This window comes from Sphingomonas sp. Leaf33 (genome assembly GCF_001421785.1).
Taxonomy (GTDB): domain Bacteria; phylum Pseudomonadota; class Alphaproteobacteria; order Sphingomonadales; family Sphingomonadaceae; genus Sphingomonas.
The window spans coordinates 106663-126175 of the sequence record NZ_LMLB01000017.1; the positions used below are offsets into that span (position 1 = coordinate 106663).

General features: G+C 66.6%; 14 protein-coding genes. 9 read left to right on the top strand and 5 right to left on the bottom strand.

The window, feature by feature from the left end; translation table 11 throughout:
* Positions 1-226 precede the first annotated feature (226 nt).
* Complete coding sequence (locus ASE86_RS13740; protein ID WP_056428086.1) at positions 227-568, top strand: DUF2264 domain-containing protein; 342 nt, start codon at positions 227-229, stop codon at positions 566-568.
* A gap of 95 nt (positions 569-663) precedes the next feature.
* Positions 664-945, top strand: a complete 282-nt coding sequence (locus ASE86_RS13745; protein ID WP_056428092.1) for a hypothetical protein — start codon at positions 664-666, stop codon at positions 943-945.
* Here the strand turns inward: ASE86_RS13745 and ASE86_RS13750 are convergent.
* From ASE86_RS13750 to rpoB, 3 genes are all read right to left on the bottom strand, one after another.
* Positions 890-2263, bottom strand: a complete 1374-nt coding sequence (locus ASE86_RS13750; RefSeq protein ID WP_082441969.1) for a M1 family aminopeptidase — start codon at positions 2261-2263, stop codon at positions 890-892. The genes ASE86_RS13745 and ASE86_RS13750 overlap by 56 nt on opposite strands.
* 208 nt (positions 2264-2471) lie before the next feature.
* Complete coding sequence (gene rpoC / locus ASE86_RS13755; RefSeq protein WP_056428095.1) at positions 2472-6749, bottom strand: DNA-directed RNA polymerase subunit beta'; 4278 nt, start codon at positions 6747-6749, stop codon at positions 2472-2474.
* Between the two features lie 84 nt (positions 6750-6833).
* Positions 6834-10991 carry a DNA-directed RNA polymerase subunit beta gene (rpoB, locus tag ASE86_RS13760; RefSeq protein ID WP_056428098.1) on the bottom strand — a complete coding sequence of 1386 codons (4158 nt, stop codon included), beginning with the start codon at positions 10989-10991 and terminating at the stop codon, positions 6834-6836.
* Between the two features lie 348 nt (positions 10992-11339).
* Here rpoB and ASE86_RS13765 point away from each other — a divergent pair, with 348 nt between their 5' ends.
* From ASE86_RS13765 to ASE86_RS15800, 7 genes are all read left to right on the top strand, one after another.
* Entirely contained in the window at positions 11340-12635 is a 1296-nt protein-coding gene (locus ASE86_RS13765; RefSeq protein ID WP_056428101.1) for a hypothetical protein, read from the top strand.
* A gap of 149 nt (positions 12636-12784) precedes the next feature.
* Entirely contained in the window at positions 12785-14737 is a 1953-nt protein-coding gene (locus tag ASE86_RS13770; RefSeq protein ID WP_235524118.1) for a CocE/NonD family hydrolase, read from the top strand.
* Between the two features lie 142 nt (positions 14738-14879).
* Positions 14880-15053, top strand: a complete 174-nt coding sequence (locus tag ASE86_RS16330) for a hypothetical protein (protein ID WP_200911557.1) — start codon at positions 14880-14882, stop codon at positions 15051-15053.
* A gap of 5 nt (positions 15054-15058) precedes the next feature.
* The gene (locus ASE86_RS13775; RefSeq protein WP_056428107.1) at positions 15059-15349 is read left to right on the top strand and encodes a hypothetical protein; all 291 of its coding nucleotides are present in this window, start codon (positions 15059-15061) and stop codon (positions 15347-15349) included.
* A 147-nt stretch (positions 15350-15496) separates the two neighbouring features.
* On the top strand, positions 15497-15769 hold the full coding sequence (locus ASE86_RS13780) for a hypothetical protein (protein WP_056428109.1): 273 nt from the start codon (positions 15497-15499) through the stop codon (positions 15767-15769).
* Positions 15770-15853: 84 nt separating this feature from the next.
* Complete coding sequence (locus ASE86_RS13785; RefSeq protein ID WP_235524119.1) at positions 15854-17080, top strand: threonine synthase; 1227 nt, start codon at positions 15854-15856, stop codon at positions 17078-17080.
* Between the two features lie 46 nt (positions 17081-17126).
* Positions 17127-18287 (top strand): hypothetical protein, encoded by a 1161-nt coding sequence (locus ASE86_RS15800; RefSeq protein WP_156347190.1) that lies wholly within the window; start codon positions 17127-17129, stop codon positions 18285-18287.
* 3 nt (positions 18288-18290) lie between these two features.
* Here the strand turns inward: ASE86_RS15800 and ASE86_RS13795 are convergent, their stop codons facing one another.
* Both ASE86_RS13795 and rplL read right to left on the bottom strand, forming a co-directional pair.
* On the bottom strand, positions 18291-18959 hold the full coding sequence (locus ASE86_RS13795; protein WP_056428116.1) for a hypothetical protein: 669 nt from the start codon (positions 18957-18959) through the stop codon (positions 18291-18293).
* 179 nt (positions 18960-19138) lie between these two features.
* Positions 19139-19513, bottom strand: a complete 375-nt coding sequence (gene rplL / locus ASE86_RS13800) for a 50S ribosomal protein L7/L12 (RefSeq protein WP_056428123.1) — start codon at positions 19511-19513, stop codon at positions 19139-19141.

Consider the following 19513-nt stretch of genomic DNA (forward strand, 5'->3'; position numbering starts at 1 on the left):
CTGCGTCCCGCACCATTCTTCCGTGATCGTGTCGCCCGGCGGCGCCGGCGGCGACGTCTGCGGTGACTTCTGGCGAAACCTGCTCTCAACTGCGTATTCTTGCGACTGATCCGCGATGCACGTGCGCGTCAGTCGGGCGCCGCCAGCTGTGGCAGTAGCGTGATCGATCACCGGACGCTGTGACTACAGACCATCATTTTAAGATCTGTATGACAAATAATATGCGATGTGCAGGTCAGTCGGTGCGCCGATGCCGGCCGTCGCTCCACCGGAAACGCTGCCCGCGGCACAGGTGCGCAGCGCGACCGTCGCGGTCGCGCGCCGGATCTTTGCCGATCCGACCAATTTCGACGCGGCGGGTTTCCTGACAATCGGCTTCACCCGGGCGCAGCTGACGCTGGGCGACATCTGTTCGAACGCCGGGAGCACGTACATCACGTCCGAAGGCCTCGCCGCGCTGGGCCTGCAGGCAAGCGACCGCTACTGGACCGCGCCCGCCATGCCCTGGACGATGCGGCGTCCCTATTCCGGCGCGGATTTTCGCGAGGATTACGCGGTGGATTACTGACGATTGCCGGCGCGGCGCGGTGGCGCCGGGCAGGGCCATGCTTTCCTCCCCTGGCCGTCTTGGGCTTTTTCGCGCGCTTCGGCTAGGCAGGGGCCATGGATTTCGACCAGCTGCTCGTCCGCTTCTTCAACACCACCGAGATTCAGGATCTGCCGCCCGAGCAGGTCGCAGCCGGCGTCGACCGGCTGCGCCTGCAATTCGGGCTGGAAAAGGATTCGGGGCGGCGGTTCGCGCTGTGGTGCCTGATGTTCATGCTGGGCATAGCCCCCGACATCGACGAGGCGTTCGAGGACCCCGAGGACCGCGACGCCGCGCGCGACTTCATGGAAGCGGCGGAAGAGGAGATGGACGCGGAGGACGAGGGCGACCCGGCGTAATCGCCGCTGCATCATTTTCGTTGCCATACACCCTCTCGCGAAACAGCGGGGTCAGGTCGTGCGGTGTTGACCGCTGCATCGCGTGCTGGAAATCCAGGGACGTGACGGTGCCGCCGGCGTTGGCCCGCGTGTAGCGGCGCAGACCCGCCCAGAACGCCGCGTCGCCCATCGTGTCGCGCAATTCGGCGACGAACAGCGCGCCCTTCGAATATTGGATCGCGCGGCGTAGTCGCAGCGACGGATAGCGGCCGTCCCAGGCGAGCGGCCTGTCGAATCCGGCGACGCGTGCCTGATCGACGCGGGCGCGCGCGATATCCAGGCTGCGGCGATAGGCGGCTTCGCCGAAGCGCTGCTGCTGCCATGCGGCGACCATGAAGGTCGTGATCCCTTCGTTCAGCCAGAAATCGCGCCACGTCGCGCAGGTGACGAGGTTGCCCCACCACTGGTGCGCCAGTTCGTGCGCCATGACCCAGGCACCGGCGGGGTCGTCGCGGTCGCGCGCGAGTTCGTCCACGCCGATCAGCGAGAAGCTGGCGGTCTCCTGCGCCTCGCGGCCGGGGACGAGCAACTGGGCATAGCGGCGGTCGGGTAGTGCGACACCCGCACGCTCGGCGAGGAAGGCGACCATCGCCTGCGTTTCGGCCAGCTCCGCGGTCACGTCGCGCGCGGTGCCGGTCGCATCGGCGATCATGATCCTGCCGTGGCGTGTGTCGCGACCGCGCTGCGGAAGGGCGCCGGCGGCGAAGGCGAACAGATAGGGCGAATAGGGGCGGGTGGCGCGCCAGCGGTGGCGGACCAGCCCGCCACCCGTGCCGCGCATGGCAACCCGCCGGCCCGTACCGAGCGATTGCACCCCCGCGGGCAGGTCGAGATCGAGGTCGAACCACGCCTTGTCGCCGGGGCTGTCCTGCCGGCAGACCATCCAGTCGCAGGCGAAATAGCCGGCGTACAAATGCCCGGCGGTCGCGGTCAGGCCGCGGGCGGGTGTGCCGGACAGCGCGAACGATAGCGTGACGCGCTCACTGCGGCGCAAGGGGCGGGGCAGGGTGAAGCGCGTGGCCTGCGCGGTTCGCGTGACGGTGATCGGCCGGCCGGCGATGGTCGCGTCGGCGATCGCCAGGGCGTTGGGCGAAAAGTCGAGTGTCGCGACGCCACTGGTCGTCGCGCGCAGGATGATGCGTTCGCGTGCCGACACTGCGGCGGTCGCGACGTCGGGGCGCAGCGTCACCTGATAGCGCTCGACATCGAAGCCTTGGCCCGGAGGCGGGGCGGCTGCGAGCAGCAGGGGGGCGAGGGCGAGTGGTAGCAAACGCGTCATCGCGGATAAGGTATCGGCCGAGAGCGTCACGCGACAGCCGCTTGTGCTCACGGGGCAGGAACAACAAAAAACCGCCGCCCGGACATCCCCGGACGGCGGTTCCTCGATAGCTTAGGGCCACGCCGTTGGACATGACCGGCTGTGCCGGTCACGCCGCCCGTCGTGGCAGCTCTTGGGATTGCTGGCGCAATCCCAAGGTGCCCGCGCCTCAGTCTTCCGTGTTCAGATACTCGCCGGCATCCGCATCGGTGCCCGAGCCGCTGGGGACGACCGCCGCCAGCGGATCGTCGCCGGTGCCGACCTCGTCGCGCGGGCTACGGGCGGCTTCCGCTGCCCGCTCTTCCGCGGCCGACTGCGGTGCCATCGCCGCAACCAGCGCGCGCTGCTGCGCCCGCAATGCCGCGTCGCGCGACGATGCCGCCACGCGCAGGCGGTTCATGCCCGCACCGGTACCCGCCGGGATCAGGCGGCCGACGATGACGTTTTCCTTCAGGCCGTTCAGCGAGTCGATCTTGCCCTGCACCGAAGCCTCGGTGAGCACACGGGTCGTCTCCTGGAACGAGGCGGCCGAGATGAAGCTACGGGTCTGCAGCGACGCCTTGGTGATGCCCAGCAGGATCGGCTTGCCCTGGGCCCGCGCCTGCTTCTTGTCGAGCTTGGCGTTGGCTTCGTCCATCTCGTCACGATCGACCTGTTCGCCGGCCAGCAGCGTGGTGTCGCCGCCGTCGGTGATCTCGACCTTCTGCAGCATCTGGCGAACGATCACCTCGATGTGCTTGTCGTTGATCTTCACGCCCTGGAGTCGATAGACTTCCTGGATTTCGCTGACCAGATATTCGGCCAGCGGCTCGATGCCCATCACTTCCAGGATGTCATGCGGATCGGGCGAACCGCCGATCAGGTTGTCGCCACGCTTGACGTAGTCGCCTTCCTGAACGTCGATCACCTTAGACTTGGGGATGAGGTACTCGACCACATCGCCGCCGTCCTCCGGCATGATCCCGATCTTGCGCTTCGCCTTGTAGTCCTTGCCGAATACGACACGGCCCGAGACCTTCGCGATGATCGCGTTTTCCTTGGGCTTGCGCGCTTCGAACAGCTCGGCGACGCGCGGCAGACCGCCGGTGATGTCGCGGGTCTTGGCCGATTCACGCGCGACACGCGCCAGAACGTCGCCGGCCTGGACGGTCGCATTGTCCTCGACCGACAGCACCGCGCCCGGCGCCAGCATGTAGCGCGACCCTTCGCCTTCGCCATCGCCGGTCAGGGTCAGGCGGGGACGCAGGTCCTCCTTCGTCTTGGACGACGTGGCGCGATATTCGATGACGACGCGCTGGGTGATGCCCGTCGCTTCGTCGGCCTGTTCGGTCATCGTGCGGTTGTCGATCAGGTCCTGATACTTAACCGTACCGCCGGTTTCGGTGATGACCGGCATGGTGAACGGATCCCATTCCGCCATCCGGTCGCCCTTCGATACGATGTGTCCATCGTCGAACAGGACATACGCACCGTACGGCACGCGGTCGGTCGACAGTTCGCGGCCGTCCATATCCTTGATGACGATCTCGCCCGAACGGCTGAGCACCACGCGGCGACCCCGCTGGTCGACGATGACGCGCAGGTCGCGGAATTCGACCGTACCGTCGGCGTGCGCTTCCAGGTTCGACGTTTCGTTCAGCTGCGCCGCACCACCGATGTGGAAGGTACGCATGGTCAGCTGCGTGCCCGGCTCACCGATCGACTGCGCCGCAATCACGCCGACCGCTTCGCCGATGTTGACCGGCGTACCGCGGGCGAGGTCACGGCCGTAGCACTTGCCGCACACGCCGACCTTGGCTTCGCAGACCAGAGGGCTGCGGATCTTCATGCCCTGGACGCCCAGCGCCTCGATCTGCGCGACCATCGGCTCGTCGAGCAGCGTGCCCGCCGGGATGACGACCTTGCCGTCCTTGCTGACGACGTCCTCGCCGGTGGTCCGGCCGAGGATGCGTTCGCCGAGCGACGCGATGGTGCTGCCGCCCTGAACGATCGCCTTCATCTCGAGCATCCGCTCGGTCCCGCAATCCTCCTCCATCACGACGCAGTCTTGGCTGACGTCGACGAGGCGGCGGGTGAGGTAGCCCGAGTTGGCGGTCTTCAGCGCGGTATCCGCAAGGCCCTTACGAGCGCCGTGGGTCGAGTTGAAGTATTCAAGGACGGTCAGGCCTTCCTTGAAGTTCGAGATGATCGGCGTTTCGATGATTTCGCCCGACGGCTTGGCCATCAGGCCACGCATGCCGGCCAGCTGCTTGATCTGCGCCTGCGAACCACGGGCACCGGAGTGCGCCATCATGTAGATCGAGTTGATCGGCGCCTCGCGACCGTCATCCAGGCGCTTCACCGCCTTGATCTCGTCCATCATGGCCGCCGCCACCTGGTCGCCGCAGCGGCTCCAAGCGTCGATCACCTTGTTGTACTTCTCCTGCTGCGTGATCAGGCCGTCCTGATACTGCTGCTCGAAGTCCTTCACGAGCGCCTTGGTCTCGTCGACCATGCCGGTCTTCGCGTCCGGAATGATCATGTCGTCCTTGCCGAACGAGATGCCGGCCTTGAACGCGTGGCGGAAGCCCAGCGCCATGATGGCGTCGGCGAACAGCACCGTCTCCTTCTGACCCGTATGACGATACACCTCGTCGATGACGTCGGTGACGTCCTTCTTGGTCAGCAGGCGGTTGACGGTCTCGAAGGGCACCTTGTGGTTCTTGGGCAGCGTCTCGCCCAGCAGCATGCGGCCCGGCGTGGTTTCGAAGCGCTGCATGCGCTCGACGCCCTTCTCATCGACCTGCGGCACACGGCTGGTGATCTTGGTGTGCAGCGTGACGGCGCCGGCGTGGAGCGCCTGGTGCACTTCAGACATGTCGGAAATCAGCATGCCTTCGCCCGGCTCGCCGGTCTTCTCCATCGACAGATAATAGAGCCCCAGCACCATGTCCTGCGACGGCACGATGATCGGCTTGCCGTTCGCGGGGCTCAGGATGTTGTTGGTCGACATCATCAGGACGCGCGCTTCCAGCTGCGCCTCGAGGCTCAGTGGAACGTGCACGGCCATCTGGTCGCCGTCGAAGTCGGCGTTGAATGCCGAGCAGACCAGCGGGTGCAGCTGGATCGCCTTGCCCTCGATCAGCACCGGCTCGAACGCCTGGATGCCGAGGCGGTGGAGCGTCGGCGCGCGGTTGAGCAGCACGGGATGCTCGCGGATCACCTCGTCGAGGATGTCCCAGACTTCCTTGCGCTCCTTCTCGACCCACTTCTTGGCCTGCTTGAGGGTCATAGACAGACCCTTGGCGTCGAGGCGCGCGTAGATGAACGGCTTGAACAGCTCGAGCGCCATCTTCTTGGGCAGGCCGCACTGGTGGAGCTTGAGCTCCGGCCCGGTCACGATGACCGAACGGCCCGAATAATCGACGCGCTTGCCGAGAAGGTTCTGGCGGAAGCGGCCCTGCTTGCCCTTCAGCATGTCGGACAGCGACTTCAGCGGACGCTTGTTGGCGCCCGTGATCGTGCGACCGCGGCGGCCATTGTCGAAGAGGGCATCAACCGCTTCCTGCAGCATGCGCTTTTCGTTGCGGACGATGATGTCCGGCGCGCGCAGCTCCATCAGCCGCTTCAGGCGGTTGTTGCGGTTGATCACGCGGCGATACAGGTCGTTCAGATCCGACGTCGCGAAGCGGCCGCCGTCCAGGGGAACGAGCGGACGCAGCTCGGGTGGGATGACCGGCACGACGTCCAGGATCATCCATTCCGGGCGGTTGCCCGAATCGATGAAGCTCTCGACGACCTTCAGGCGCTTGATGATCTTCTTGGGCTTCAGCTCCGACTTGGTCGTCGCCAGCTCTTCCAGAAGTTCCTTGCGCTCACCCTCCAGGTCGAGGTCCATGAGCATGATCTTGACCGCTTCGGCACCGATCCCGGCCGAGAACGCGTCCTCGCCATACTGGTCCTGCGCTTCGAGCAGTTCGTCCTCGGTCATCAGCTGGAATTTCTCCAGCGGCGTCAGGCCCGGCTCGGTGACGATGTAGCTTTCGAAATACAGCACGCGCTCGAGCTGCTTCAGCTGCATGTCGAGCAGCAGGCCGATGCGGCTCGGCAGCGACTTCAGGAACCAGATGTGCGCGACGGGCGCGGCGAGCTCGATATGGCCCATGCGCTCGCGGCGGACCTTCGACACGGTAACTTCGACACCGCACTTCTCGCAGACGATGCCCTTGTACTTCATGCGCTTGTACTTGCCGCACAGGCACTCGTAATCCTTGATCGGACCGAAGATGCGCGCGCAGAACAGGCCGTCACGTTCCGGCTTGAACGTACGATAGTTGATCGTCTCGGGCTTTTTGATCTCGCCGAACGACCACGACCGGATGCGGTCGGGCGATGCGATGCCGATCTGGATCTGGTCGAAGGTTTCCGGCTTCGCGAGCGGATTGGCGAAATTGGTCAGTTCGTTCATTTTTCAGTCCCTCTACGGGGTCAAATCAGTCGGGCGGGGGGAGGGACCCCGCAGCGGTTTTCAAGACCGCTGCGGGATCACCGATCACTCCGCCGCGTCGGCCAGCGCGTTGCCGTCTTCGTCGACCTCGGCGGTCTTCAACTCGACGTTCAGGCCCAGCGAGCGCATTTCCTTGACGAGCACGTTGAAGCTCTCCGGAATACCCGCCTCGAAGGTGTCGTCGCCCTTGACGATCGCTTCGTACACCTTGGTGCGGCCGACCACGTCGTCCGACTTCACCGTCAGCATTTCCTGCAAGGTATACGCCGCGCCGTAGGCCTGGAGCGCCCAGACCTCCATCTCTCCGAAGCGCTGTCCGCCGAACTGCGCCTTACCGCCCAGCGGCTGCTGGGTGACGAGGCTGTACGGCCCGATCGAGCGCGCGTGGATCTTGTCGTCGACCAGGTGGTGCAGCTTCAGCATGTAGATGATGCCGACGGTTACCTTGCGGTCGAACGCGTCGCCGGTGCGGCCGTCGTACAGCGTCGACTGGCCCGACGTGTCGAGACCCGCCAGTTCCAGCATGTCCGACACGTCGCTTTCGCGCGCGCCGTCGAACACCGGGGTGCCCATCGGCACGCCGGTACGGATGTTGTGGACCAGCTCGGCGACCTGCTCCGGCGTCCGCGACTGGATGTCCTCGGCATAATGGTCGCCGTAGATCTCGACCAGGCGATCCTTGACCGCACCCGGCATTTCGCCGGCCTGCGCATCCGGGTTCGCCTCCCGCCAGTCGTCCAGCGCCGCCGCGACCTGCATACCCAGGTTGCGGGCGGCCCAGCCGAGGTGGGTTTCGAAGATCTGCCCGACGTTCATGCGGCTCGGCACGCCCAGCGGGTTGAGCACCAGGTCGACCGGCGTCCCGTCGGCGAGGAACGGCATGTCCTCCGCCGGCAGGATGCGGCTGATGACGCCCTTGTTGCCGTGACGGCCGGCCATCTTGTCGCCCGGCTGCAGCTTGCGCTTCACCGCGACGAAGACCTTGACCATCTTCAGCACGCCCGGCGGCAGCTCGTCGCCCCGCTCCAGCTTCTCGCGGCGATCCTCGAACTTCTCGCGGATGCGCTTGGCGGCTTCGTCGTACTGGCCCTTGACCGCTTCCAGGTTCGACTGGACGGCGTCGTCGGCTACCGCGAACTTCCACCATTCGTGGCGATCGACGCTGTCGAGCAGGTCCTGATCGATCACGGCACCCTTCTTCAGGCCCTTCGGCACCGCGGTCGCGGTCTGGCCGACCAGCATGTCCTTCAGACGCGACCAGGTGGCGCGGTTCAGGATGGTGCGTTCGTCGTCCGAGTCCTTCTTCAGGCGTTCGATCTCCTCGCGTTCGATCGCCAGCGCGCGCTCGTCCTTGTCGATGCCGTGGCGGTTGAACACGCGCACGTCAACGATCGTGCCCGATACGCCCGGCGGCAGGCGCAGCGAGGTGTCGCGGACGTCCGACGCCTTTTCACCGAAGATGGCGCGGAGCAGCTTTTCCTCCGGCGTCATCGGGCTTTCGCCCTTCGGCGTGATCTTGCCGACCAGGATGTCGCCCGGCTCGACCTCGGCACCGACGTAGACGATGCCGGCTTCGTCGAGGTTGCGCAGCGCTTCCTCGCCGACGTTCGGGATGTCGCGGGTGATGTCCTCCGGCCCCAGCTTCGTGTCGCGGGCCATCACTTCGAACTCGTCGATGTGGATCGACGTGAACACGTCGTCCTTCACGATCCGCTCGGAGATCAGAATCGAGTCCTCGTAGTTGTAGCCGTTCCACGGCATGAACGCGACGAGCGCGTTGCGACCCAGCGCCAGCTCGCCGAACTCGGTCGACGGACCGTCGGCCAGCACGTCGCCGACGTTCACCACGTCGCCGACCTTCACCAGCGGACGCTGGTTGATGCAGGTCGACTGGTTGGAGCGCTGGAACTTCATCAGCGTGTAGATGTCGACGCCCGATTCATTGGCATCGACGTCACCGGTCGCGCGGATGACGATTCGGCTCGCGTCGACCTGGTCGACGATGCCCGAACGACGCGCCGAGATCGCCGCGCCCGAATCGCGGGCCACGGTCTCTTCCATGCCGGTGCCGACGAACGGCGCCTCAGCACGGACCAGCGGCACGGCCTGACGCTGCATGTTCGAACCCATCAGCGCGCGGTTGGCGTCGTCGTTTTCCAGGAACGGAATCAGCGACGCGGCGACCGAAACGAGCTGCTTGGGGCTGACGTCCATCAGCGTGATGGTTTCCGGCAGCGCCATCAGGAATTCGCCGGCCTGACGTGCCGAGATCAGTTCCTCGGTAAAGCGGTTGCCGTCGTCGACTTCGGCGGAGGCCTGCGCGATCGTGTGCTTGGCCTCTTCCATCGCCGACAGGTACACGACCTCGTCGGTGACGACGCCGTCGTTCACCTTGCGGTACGGCGTTTCGATGAAGCCGTACTTGTTGACACGGCTGAACGACGCGAGGCTGTTGATCAGACCGATGTTCGGGCCTTCCGGCGTTTCGATCGGGCAGATACGACCATAGTGGGTCGGGTGAACGTCGCGGACTTCGAAGCCCGCACGCTCACGCGTCAGACCGCCCGGCCCGAGCGCCGAGACACGACGCTTGTGCGTCACTTCGGACAGCGGGTTGGTCTGGTCCATGAACTGCGACAGCTGCGACGAACCGAAGAACTCGCGCACCGCGGCGACCGCGGGTTTTGCGTTGATGAGGTCGTTGGGCATGACCGTCGACACGTCGACCGACGACATGCGCTCCTTGACCGCACGCTCCATGCGGAGAAGCCCGACACGGTACTGGTTCTCCAGCAACTCCCCGACCGAGCGGACGCGACGGTTGCCGAGGTTGTCGATGTCGTCGACTTCGCCCTTGCCGTCCTTGAGATCCACCAGCGTCTTGACGACGGCCAGGATATCCTCGGTGCGCAGCGTGGTGTGCGTATCCGGCGCATCGAGGTCGAGGCGCATGTTGAGCTTCACGCGGCCGACGGCCGACAGGTCGTAGCGCTCGGGGTCGAAGAAGAGCCCTGCGAACAGCGACTCCGCCGTCTCCAGCGTCGGCGGCTCGCCGGGGCGCATGACGCGGTAGATGTCGCTGAGCGCCTGCTGGCGCTCCTCGGCCTTGTCCGCCTTCAACGTGTTGCGGATCCACGGACCCGTCGAGATGTGGTCGATGTCGAGCAGTTCGATCCGCTCGATGCCTGCCTTGTCGAGCAGTTCGAGGTTCTCGGCTGACACTTCGTCACCGGCCTCGATGTAGATCTCGCCGGTCTTCTCGTTGATCAGGTCGTATGCGCTGTAGCGGCCGAAGATTTCTTCCGTCGGGATCAGCAGGTCGGAGAGACCATCCTTCGCCGCCTTGTTGGCCGCGCGGGGCGAAATCTTCTGGCCCGCCGGGAAGACGATCTCGCCCGACTTCGCGTCGACGATGTCGAACATCGGCTTGGCGCCGCGCCAGTTTTCGGCGGCGAACGGAATCTGCCAGCCGCCCTGGCCGCGGACGAAGGTCACGCGGTTGTAGAAGTGGTTGAGGATTTCCTCCGAATTCAGGCCGAGCGCATAGAGCAATGTCGTGACCGGCAGCTTGCGCTTGCGGTCGATACGGACGTTGACGATGTCCTTGGCGTCGAATTCGAAGTCGAGCCAGCTGCCGCGATAGGGGATGACACGCGCGGCGAACAGGAACTTGCCGCTGGCGTGGGTCTTGCCGCGGTCATGGTCGAACAGCACGCCGGGTGAGCGGTGCATCTGGCTGACGATGACGCGCTCGGTACCGTTGATGAAGAAGGTGCCGTTGCCCGTCATCAGGGGCATGTCGCCCATGTAGACGTCCTGCTCCTTGATATCGATGACCGACTTGGCTTCGGTATCGGGATCGACCTCGAACGCGGTCAGGCGCAGCGTGACGCGCATCGGGGCTGCATAGGTGATGCCGCGCTGGCGGCATTCCTCGACGTCGAACTTCGGGTCTTCAAGGACGTAATCATCGAAGTCGAGATAGGCGGTGCCGGCGAAATCCTGGATCGGGAAGACGCTGCGCAGCGTCTTTTCGAGGCCGGAGACATGGCCTGTGCTCTTGTCGGAGCGCAGGAACTGTTCGTAGCTTTCGCGCTGAACCTCGATCAGGTTCGGCATCTGCACCACTTCGTGGATGTCGCCGAACACCTTGCGGATGCGGCGCTTGGTCGTGCCGCCGGTCGCGATCGCTTTGGTTGCCATGTCTTTTATCTTGCCTCGTCAGCCGTCAATTGCCCCGGTGAAACCCGCGGGGCGCGGACGCAGCAAAAGACGCATAAAAGGCCGCGCGAAATCCTCGTCGGAAATCGGCAGCCTCACCAGCGTCCTTACGTCGAAACCGACCAGTCCCCATTCGTACGATGCACTGCGCGACGGCGCATCATGTCCCGAAACTGTGGTAGGACACACCATATAGGCGTGCCGCAGAGGTTAGTCAAACCGGACGTGGAAAGCCGACTTCGCTCGCTTCGTCGTCGATCTGACACGGCCTGCCGCTAATTTGGACCGTTTCGGGGCCGGAATCGTCGCGGCGGTCATTGAGGCTGCGATATGAAACAGGATAGCACCCCCGCTCGTACCGCGGCTTGGCTGTTCCTAGCAGCCCCCGCGTTCCTCGCCATTCCTGCCCATGCGCAGGAAGCCACACCGCAGGCGGCAACCCCGCCGCCGCCGGTCGTCCGGACCGTGCCGCAGCCGGCGACCCCGCCGGAGACTTCGATCGACGCCCCTGCGACGGTGCGCGGTGCCGATCCCAACTCGTCCACCCGGATCGCGCCGGGCGCAGCGGATGTCGTGGATGACGCGCGCATCGCCGCGCGCGCCGAGCAGCGGACGCAGGTCCGTCGCGAACCGCGCCGCACGCCGACCGTGACCCGCGCCGCGGCGCCGGTAACTGCCGTCGCTGCATCTGCCCCGACCCCGGCGCCGTCCCCCGCTGCCGCCGCGCCGGTCGAAGCAGCGCAAGCCCCCGCTGCGCAGCCCGCGGCTCCGGCCGAGCCCGCCGCGACGACGACCGAAGCCACCACGACGCAGGCGACCGACGACGGCGGCGTGCCGCTGTGGCCGCTCGCCGCGATCGTCGCGCTGATCGTCGCGGTCGGCGCCTTCTTCCTGCTGCGCCGTCGCAAGGCCGACGCATACGACGATGAGGCGGTCTATCACGAAGAGCCGGTCTATGCCGAGCCTGCGCCGGTCGCCACGGCGCCGATGGCTGCCACCGCCCCGGTCGCGACGCCCGTCGCGGCCGCAGTCGCGATGACGCCGAAGGATGAACCCGTAGCCGCCGGTCTTGTCGACGAAACGACCGTGACCGACGCGCCGGCGGAGGATGTCGCCGCGCTAACCGGCGGTGCCGCGGCGGTGCACGACCGTCCGTGGCTCGAACTGGCGATGCGTCCGGTGCGCGCCGGCACCAGCGCCGACGAAGCACTGGTCGAGATCGAACTGACCGTCGCCAACTCGGGCAGCGTCAAGGCGGAGGACGTCCGCGTCTCGACCTTCATGCTAACCGATGCGCACGCCAGCGAAATGGAGCGACTGCTGGTCGATGCCCCAGCCGACGCCGCGATCGATCCGGTGACGATCGAACCGGGCGAAGGCACGCGCATCGACGCGACGCTCGCCGCGCTGAAGGCTGATCTCGGCACCGAAGGCCGCTTTACGCCGGTCGTCGTTGCCGACGCCCGCTACCGCCTGCCCGACGGCAGCGAAGGGCGAACCTCCGCCTCGTTCGTGGTCGGCGTCTCGGATGAAGAGGGCGGGACGCTCATCCCGATCGACCTCGCCGACCGTGTGATGCGCGAGGACGTCGAAGCCCGTCTGCACGGCGAACCCGAACACGCTTGATCCCTGGCAGTTACTACGGCGGACAGGCCCGTCTCCACTTCGGTGGGGGCGGGCCTTTCTGCGGTCGCCAAGGCCCCTCGCGTCGCCTGACAGGCAACTCATGCCAACGCCGTTTCCCTTTCGACCCGCCGCGGCCTAGCATCGGCGGCATGACATCTTCCGGAGACGTGCCCGCCATGAAGCTGATCCTCCTCGCCGCGACCGCCGCCATCGCCGTCACGCCGCTCGCCGCGCAGCAGCAGGCCGCACCGGCCGGCGACATTCCGGCGAAGTACGAAGTCCCCAAGACCGGTTACGACTACGACAAGCGTGTCGTCATGGTGCCAATGCGCGACGGGACGAAGCTCTATACCGTCATCGTCGTGCCGAAGGGCGCGACCAACGCGCCGATCGTGCTGACTCGCACCCCGTACAACGCCGCCGGCCGCGCCAACCGGATGGACAGCCCGAGGATGCTGTCGGCGCTGCCGCTGGCGGACGAAGGCTTCGTGAAGGACGGCTATATCCGCGTCTACCAGGACATCCGCGGCAAATACGGCTCGGAAGGCGACTATGTCGTCACGCGCCCCGTCATCGGCGCGCTGAACCCGACCAAAGTCGATCACACGACCGACGCCTATGACACGATCGACTGGCTGGTGAACAAGGCGAACCTGCCCGAAAGCAACGGCCGCGTCGGCATGATCGGGTCGAGCTACGAAGGCTTCACTGTCGTCATGGCGCTGCTGAATCCCCACCCGGCGCTGAAGGTCGCAGCGCCCGAAAGCCCGATGATCGACGGCTGGATGGGCGACGACTGGTTTCACTACGGCGCGTTCCGCCTGGCGAACATCGCCTGGCTCGGCGGGCAGACCGGGTTCAAGGGCGCGGGCAAGGCGCCGTCGAGCGGCGGCTACGACGACTACGAGAACTTCCGTTACGGGTCGGCCGGCGACTGGGCGAAGAAGGCGGGTTACGACGGGCTGCCCTATTGGCAGCGGATGCAGGCGCATCCGGCCTATGACGCCTTCTGGCAGGGCCAGGCGCTCGACAAGCTGGTTGCGGCAAACCCGTCGAACGTGCCCACCATCTGGGAACAGGGCCTGTGGGACCAGGAGGACATGTATGGCGCGATCCGGACGTGGGAGGCGCTGAAGGCCAAGGGCAAGACCGGCAACAACTTCCTGGTCATGGGGCCGTGGCGCCACAGCCAGGTTAACCGCGAGGGGCGCAGCCTGGGCCCGTTCCAGTGGGACGGCGATACCGCCGCGCAATTCCGCGACGACATGGTCCTGCCGCTGTTCAACCAGTATCTGAAGGATGCCGCGCCCGCGAACCTGCCGCAGGTCGCGATCTACAACACGGGCGAGAACCACTGGGATCGCCTGAGCACCTGGCCGCTGGCGTGCGAACAGGGCTGCGCCGCGCCGCTCCGGCCCATCTACCTCCAGGCGGGCGGCAGGCTCGGCTGGGACAAAGGCGGGGCAGGGGGCGATTCCTACATCTCCGATCCCGCCAAGCCCGTCCCGCACCTCTCGCGGCCGGTCAATTTCGGTGACGGCCGCTGGGGAGACTGGCTGGTCAGCGACCAGCGCCATGTCGACGGCCGCCCGGACGTCATGACTTATCAGACCGACGTCCTGACCGCGCCCGTTCGCGTCTCCGGCGCGCCGTTTGCCGAGGTGTTCGCCAAGACGACCGGGACCGACGGCGACTTCGTCGTCAAGGTGATCGACGTCTACCCGGACGAGGTCGCGAGCGATGCGAAGATGGGTGGATACCAACTCGCCATCGCGCAGGACATCTTCCGCGGCCGCTACCGCGACAGCTTCGAGAAGCCGTCCGCGATTCCGGCGAGCAAGATCCAGAAATATCGCTTCCGCCTGCCGACCGTGAACCACGTGTTCCAGCCCGGCCACCGCATCATGGTCCAGGTCCAGTCGAGCCAGTTCCCGCTCTACGACCGCAACCCGCAGACGTACGTGCCGAACATCTTCCTGGCCAAGCCGGAGGACTATAAGGCGGCGACCGTCACGCTGCAACGCGGTGGCGCTGCGGCAAGCGCCGTGTGGCTGCCGGTGGTGGCGCTCGACCAGAGCGCGGTGGCGGTGTCTGAGCGCTAAAAGCGGCTTGGCACGGACGGCCGGGGTGGCGGATCGCCCCGGTCGTTCCTATATTGTGACCATCACCGGCATGACTCTGTCCGTAGGCGCCGGTGACTGAGAGACCATCTGTGCTTTCGCTTACGTGCCGAAAGCTGTCCTTATGGATCTCAACTATCTGCTGTCCCGCCACCAAATCTCGCTGATGCTGGCGCAAGCCGCACCGACGATCGAGGCGCGGCATTCGCATCGTGGCCTGGCGGCCGGCTATGCCGACACGATCCGTTCGATGCAGGCGCTACTCGGGGCCGATGCCTCGCTGGTCGGGGGACGCTGAACGATATGTCGGCCATCACTATCCTTCCCGCATCGGGCGACCTGTCGCCGGCCCCCACCAAGCGCTTCCGCCGCACGTTTTCCGGACGGCGCGACACACCCGAGGCTCTGGCCCGCCAGGCGAAGGTGACGCTTCTCGCGTTTCGCGCCCATGAGACGCGCGAGGATGCCGTCGCTTTTCTCAACGTCGAACACGCCGATCTTGGCGGACGCCCGATCGACATCGGCGCACGCGACGATGCGGGCTACGCCGCGGTCGAGGCAATCCTGCTGCCGGCCGCGCCCGGCGCACGCTGAGACGTCCGAGGCCTCGCGTCGATTGTCCTTCGATCGACACGCGCGTGAGGGGGCCTGGTTGCTGGAGGATTGAACCGATTTGAAGTTCATCGGTCGTTCATCTGACATACAGGAACGTGTCTTTTCGTCGTTCGACAGGAGGATTCGATGTCTCTGATCTTGCTCGCCGCCGTTGCCGCCGCGGGGACTGCGCCTGCTGAACCTCGAGTTTTCGAGAAGATCCGGTCGGACGGCGTGACGGTCGTCTGTGTGCGACATGACGAAAAGCCGACGATCCTCACGTCGCGCGTCGAATGTCGCGAGCGGGCGGACTGGATCCGGTCGTCGGCCTACAATCGCCTGGTCGGCGCAGGCGATCGGCCCAATTTCGACTATGTGTTTTCGTCGCCGCAGCGCGTGCCGACGATCGTCGGTCGATAAGCTAAAGCGCGATCGGATAACGGTCGGGAGACATTGACCTTCGGCGCGCTTGACCCGACAGGTTCGGGCATGATCCTGTCGAACATGAATCTCATCGAAGACCGTCCCGGCTTCGTCACCCACCTCGAATGCGGTTTGACCGGCGAGCGATACGACGCCGATGTCCTGCAAGGGCTCAGCCGGGTCGGGCGGCCCTTGCTGGTGCGCTACGATCTGGACGGGGTCCGCGCCGCGATGACGAAGGACGTGCTGGCTGCGCGTCCCGCCGACCTCTGGAAATACCGGGAACTGCTGCCCGTCCGAACGGCCGCAAACATCGTCAGCCTGGGTGAAACCGCGACACCGCTCGTCACGCTCGACCGGGTGGGTGACGCGCGGGGCGCGCGCGCGCCGATCGTGAAGGACGAGGGGCGCCTGCCGACCGGCAGCTTCAAGGCGCGTGGCCTCGTCATGGCGATCAGCATGGCGAAGGCGCTGGGCGTCCGTACGATCGCGATGCCGACCAACGGCAATGCGGGGGCTGCTGCGGCGGCCTATGCGGCGCGTGCAGGCATCGAGGCAGTGATCTTCTGCCCCGACGACACACCCGAGATCAATGTGCGCGAGATCGCCGCGCAGGGTGCGCGCGTGTACCGCGTCAACGGCCTGATCGACGATTGCGGCGCGATCGTCGGTGCCGCGTGCAAGCAGAACGGCTGGTTCGACCTGTCGACGCTGAAGGAGCCGTACCGGATCGAGGGCAAGAAGACGATGGGGCTGGAGCTTGCCGAGCAGCTCGGCTGGACGCTGCCGGATGCGATCTTCTACCCGACCGGCGGCGGCACCGGCCTGATCGGCATGTGGAAGGCGTTCGACGAGCTGGAGCGGATCGGCTTTATCGGCCCCGAGCGCCCCCGCATGTACGCGGTGCAGGCCGAAGGCTGCGCGCCGATGGTCCGCGCGTTCGAAGCGGGCGAGCGTCATGCCGAGCGCTGGGAGGACGCGCACACCGTCGCCGCGGGCATCCGCGTGCCCAAGGCGGTCGGCGATTTCCTGATCCTGGACGCGGTGCGCGAGAGCAAGGGCGCGGCGCTGGCGGTCAGCGACGACGCGCTTCTGGCGGCAGTCGATGAAGCGGCGGGCGACGGCCTGCTGCTGTGCCCCGAAGGCGGCGCGACGCTGGCGGCGTATGACCGTGCGCTCGCCGAGGGCATGGTCGGCCGGGACGAGCGCGTCGTCCTGTTCAACTGCGCGACCGGCTTGAAGTACCCGATGCCCGACAAGTCGCGAACGCTCGACCGCCACGGCGCGATCGACCTGACGGGGTTGTAGGATGCGTGCAGCCGATGTTCAGCCGCGCGGGCGTAGCGGCGCGCGCGTGAAAACCGCGATCCTTGCCACGATCCTGTTCGCTCTCGGCACCCCGCCGGCTCCGGCGCAGGACACGATCCAGACGCTGCCGGGGGCCGACCGCTTCCAGCTGCCGCCCGGTAACAGCCAGGCGACGCCGACGCCCAGCCCGACGCCGACGCCGTCTCCGACACCGAGCGCCGTCGCGCCACCACCGGTCGTTCGCACGGTTCCGAGTCCGACGCCGACGCCGGCTGCGACACCCGGTCCGGCTGTGACCCGTACGCCGGCGCCGCGGCCGACGCCCACCCCGACGCCATCGCCGACCCCGCGTGCGACCGAAACTCCGACGCGCACGCAAACCGTGCCGCCGTCACCTGCAGGCGAGGCTGCACCGCTGCCGAGCCCGACGCCGCGTGTGAGTGCCACGCCGACCGTGGCCGCGACGCCGGACGCTGCCCCGGCGCCGGCCGGCGAGGCTGGTCCGCCGGCCTGGCTGTGGTTGCTCGCCGGGCTCGGCTTGGTCGCGGGCGCGGGCGTCTTCCTTGTCGCCCGACGGCGGAAGCGCGTCGGGGTCGACGAGGTCATCTACGAGCCTGTCGCGCCGCCGCAGGCTTCGCCACCGCCCATACAAGCGCCGAAGCCGAAGCCGAAGCCGCAGGCACCCGCAGCCGCGCCCGTGGTCCCATCGGCGACACCCTCAAGGCCGCTCGCCCTGGATTTCCGTCCGCAGCGCCTCTGGACGCGCGGGCCCAATGCGTATCTCGCGTTCGAACTGATGCTGACCAACGCGGGATCGACGCCGCTGTCGGGCGTCCGCCCCGTCGTCACTCTGGCGAGTGCCGGGCCCGACACCGCCGCCGAATTGGCGGGGTTCGCGGCGCAGGTATCCTCCCTGCCGGGCGGCGAGCCGTTCGACCTGCGCGCGGGCGAAACGCGCAAGATCTCGGGCGAACTTACCCTGCCGGGCGACGCGATGCACGTGACGACAGTCGCGGAGCGTGAGATGATCGTGCCGGTCGCGATGATCGGCATGGCGTGGCGCGGCGGCCTGTCGGTCGCGTCGGCGGCGGAAGCGTTCGTGATCGGCGTCGGCGATCCGACCGCGGCCAAGCTGGGGCCGGTATGGGTCGATCGTCCGGGGCAGATCTACGGCCGGTTGGACGCACGACGCTTCACGCCGCGCTGACGATCAGAACATCGAGTTGATGTTGGAGGCGACCAGCGTCCAGCCCGACGCTTCTCGCCGCAGAGCCCAAAGGCCAGCGGCCGTACCGCTGTTGTAACCGACGAACGCCCAATCGCCGCGGATCGTCGGGCGACTTAGCTGGGCGCGGCAGTCGGCCCGCAGGCGGATGTCGTCGGGCAGCATCGCCTGGGTCAGAAGCATCTGGCGCCCCTTTCGCGGCGCGGCCATCACGGCATCGGCATAGGCGTCGAGCAATGCGATCCTGACTGCTGCGGGCAGGGGAGCGGGACCGGGTCCAAAGCCGGCCCAACTTTCGCGCACGCCGTCGATGATCGCCGTCCGGACCGCAGCCTTGCTCGGCTGACGTTGTCCCGCCTCCTCCAGGTCGACGACGGCGTCCTCTCGCTCACCGCTGCTGATATAGGGCGCGACCAGCATTGGGTTGAGGCACCCGACTGTGCCCTTCCGGTCGAGCACGCGGTGCAGATCGACGATGACCGCGACCTCTGCGGCCGAGCCGGTTGGGGCGGCGGTGTTCGGGAGGAACAGGACGCTGCCCGTTCCGCCGATACGGACCGGTGGCGAGTAGACAGCGATCGTCTGCGCTGGTGTCGACGGAGAGGTCGCGGAGCAGGCCCCGAGCAGGAGCAGGGCGGGCGCGGCGCGGAGCATGGAGGAGTGTAGGCGCAGCTCGGGGCAAAAGAAAAGGGCGGCCTGCGGTGTGCAGGTCGCCCTTTTCTTTCGAAGCGGCCGCCATGAGAATAGATCCCATGGCGTCGGACATCGGCGGAGCCGATGCCGGCTGGCCTTGTCGGGGTGGGCTGGCGTGCCAGCCTTTCCCCGACTGCGGCTTACTTGAGTTCGACGGTCGCGCCGGCTTCTTCAAGCTGCTTCTTGATCTTCTCGGCTTCGTCCTTGGCGATGCCTTCCTTGACCGGCTTCGGCGCGCCTTCGACGAGCGACTTGGCTTCCGTCAGGCCCAGGCCGGTGATGGCGCGGACTTCCTTGATGACGTTGATCTTCTTGCCACCGTCGCCGGTGAGGATCACGTCGAATTCGGTCTTCTCTTCGACGGCCGGGGCGGCAGCGCCACCGCCAGCGGCAGGAGCGGCAACCGCAGCGGCGGCCGAGACGCCCCACTTCTCTTCGAGCAGCTTCGACAGCTCGGCGGCTTCGAGGACGGTCAGTTCGCTCAGCTGGTCAACCAGCGCGTTCAGATCAGCCAT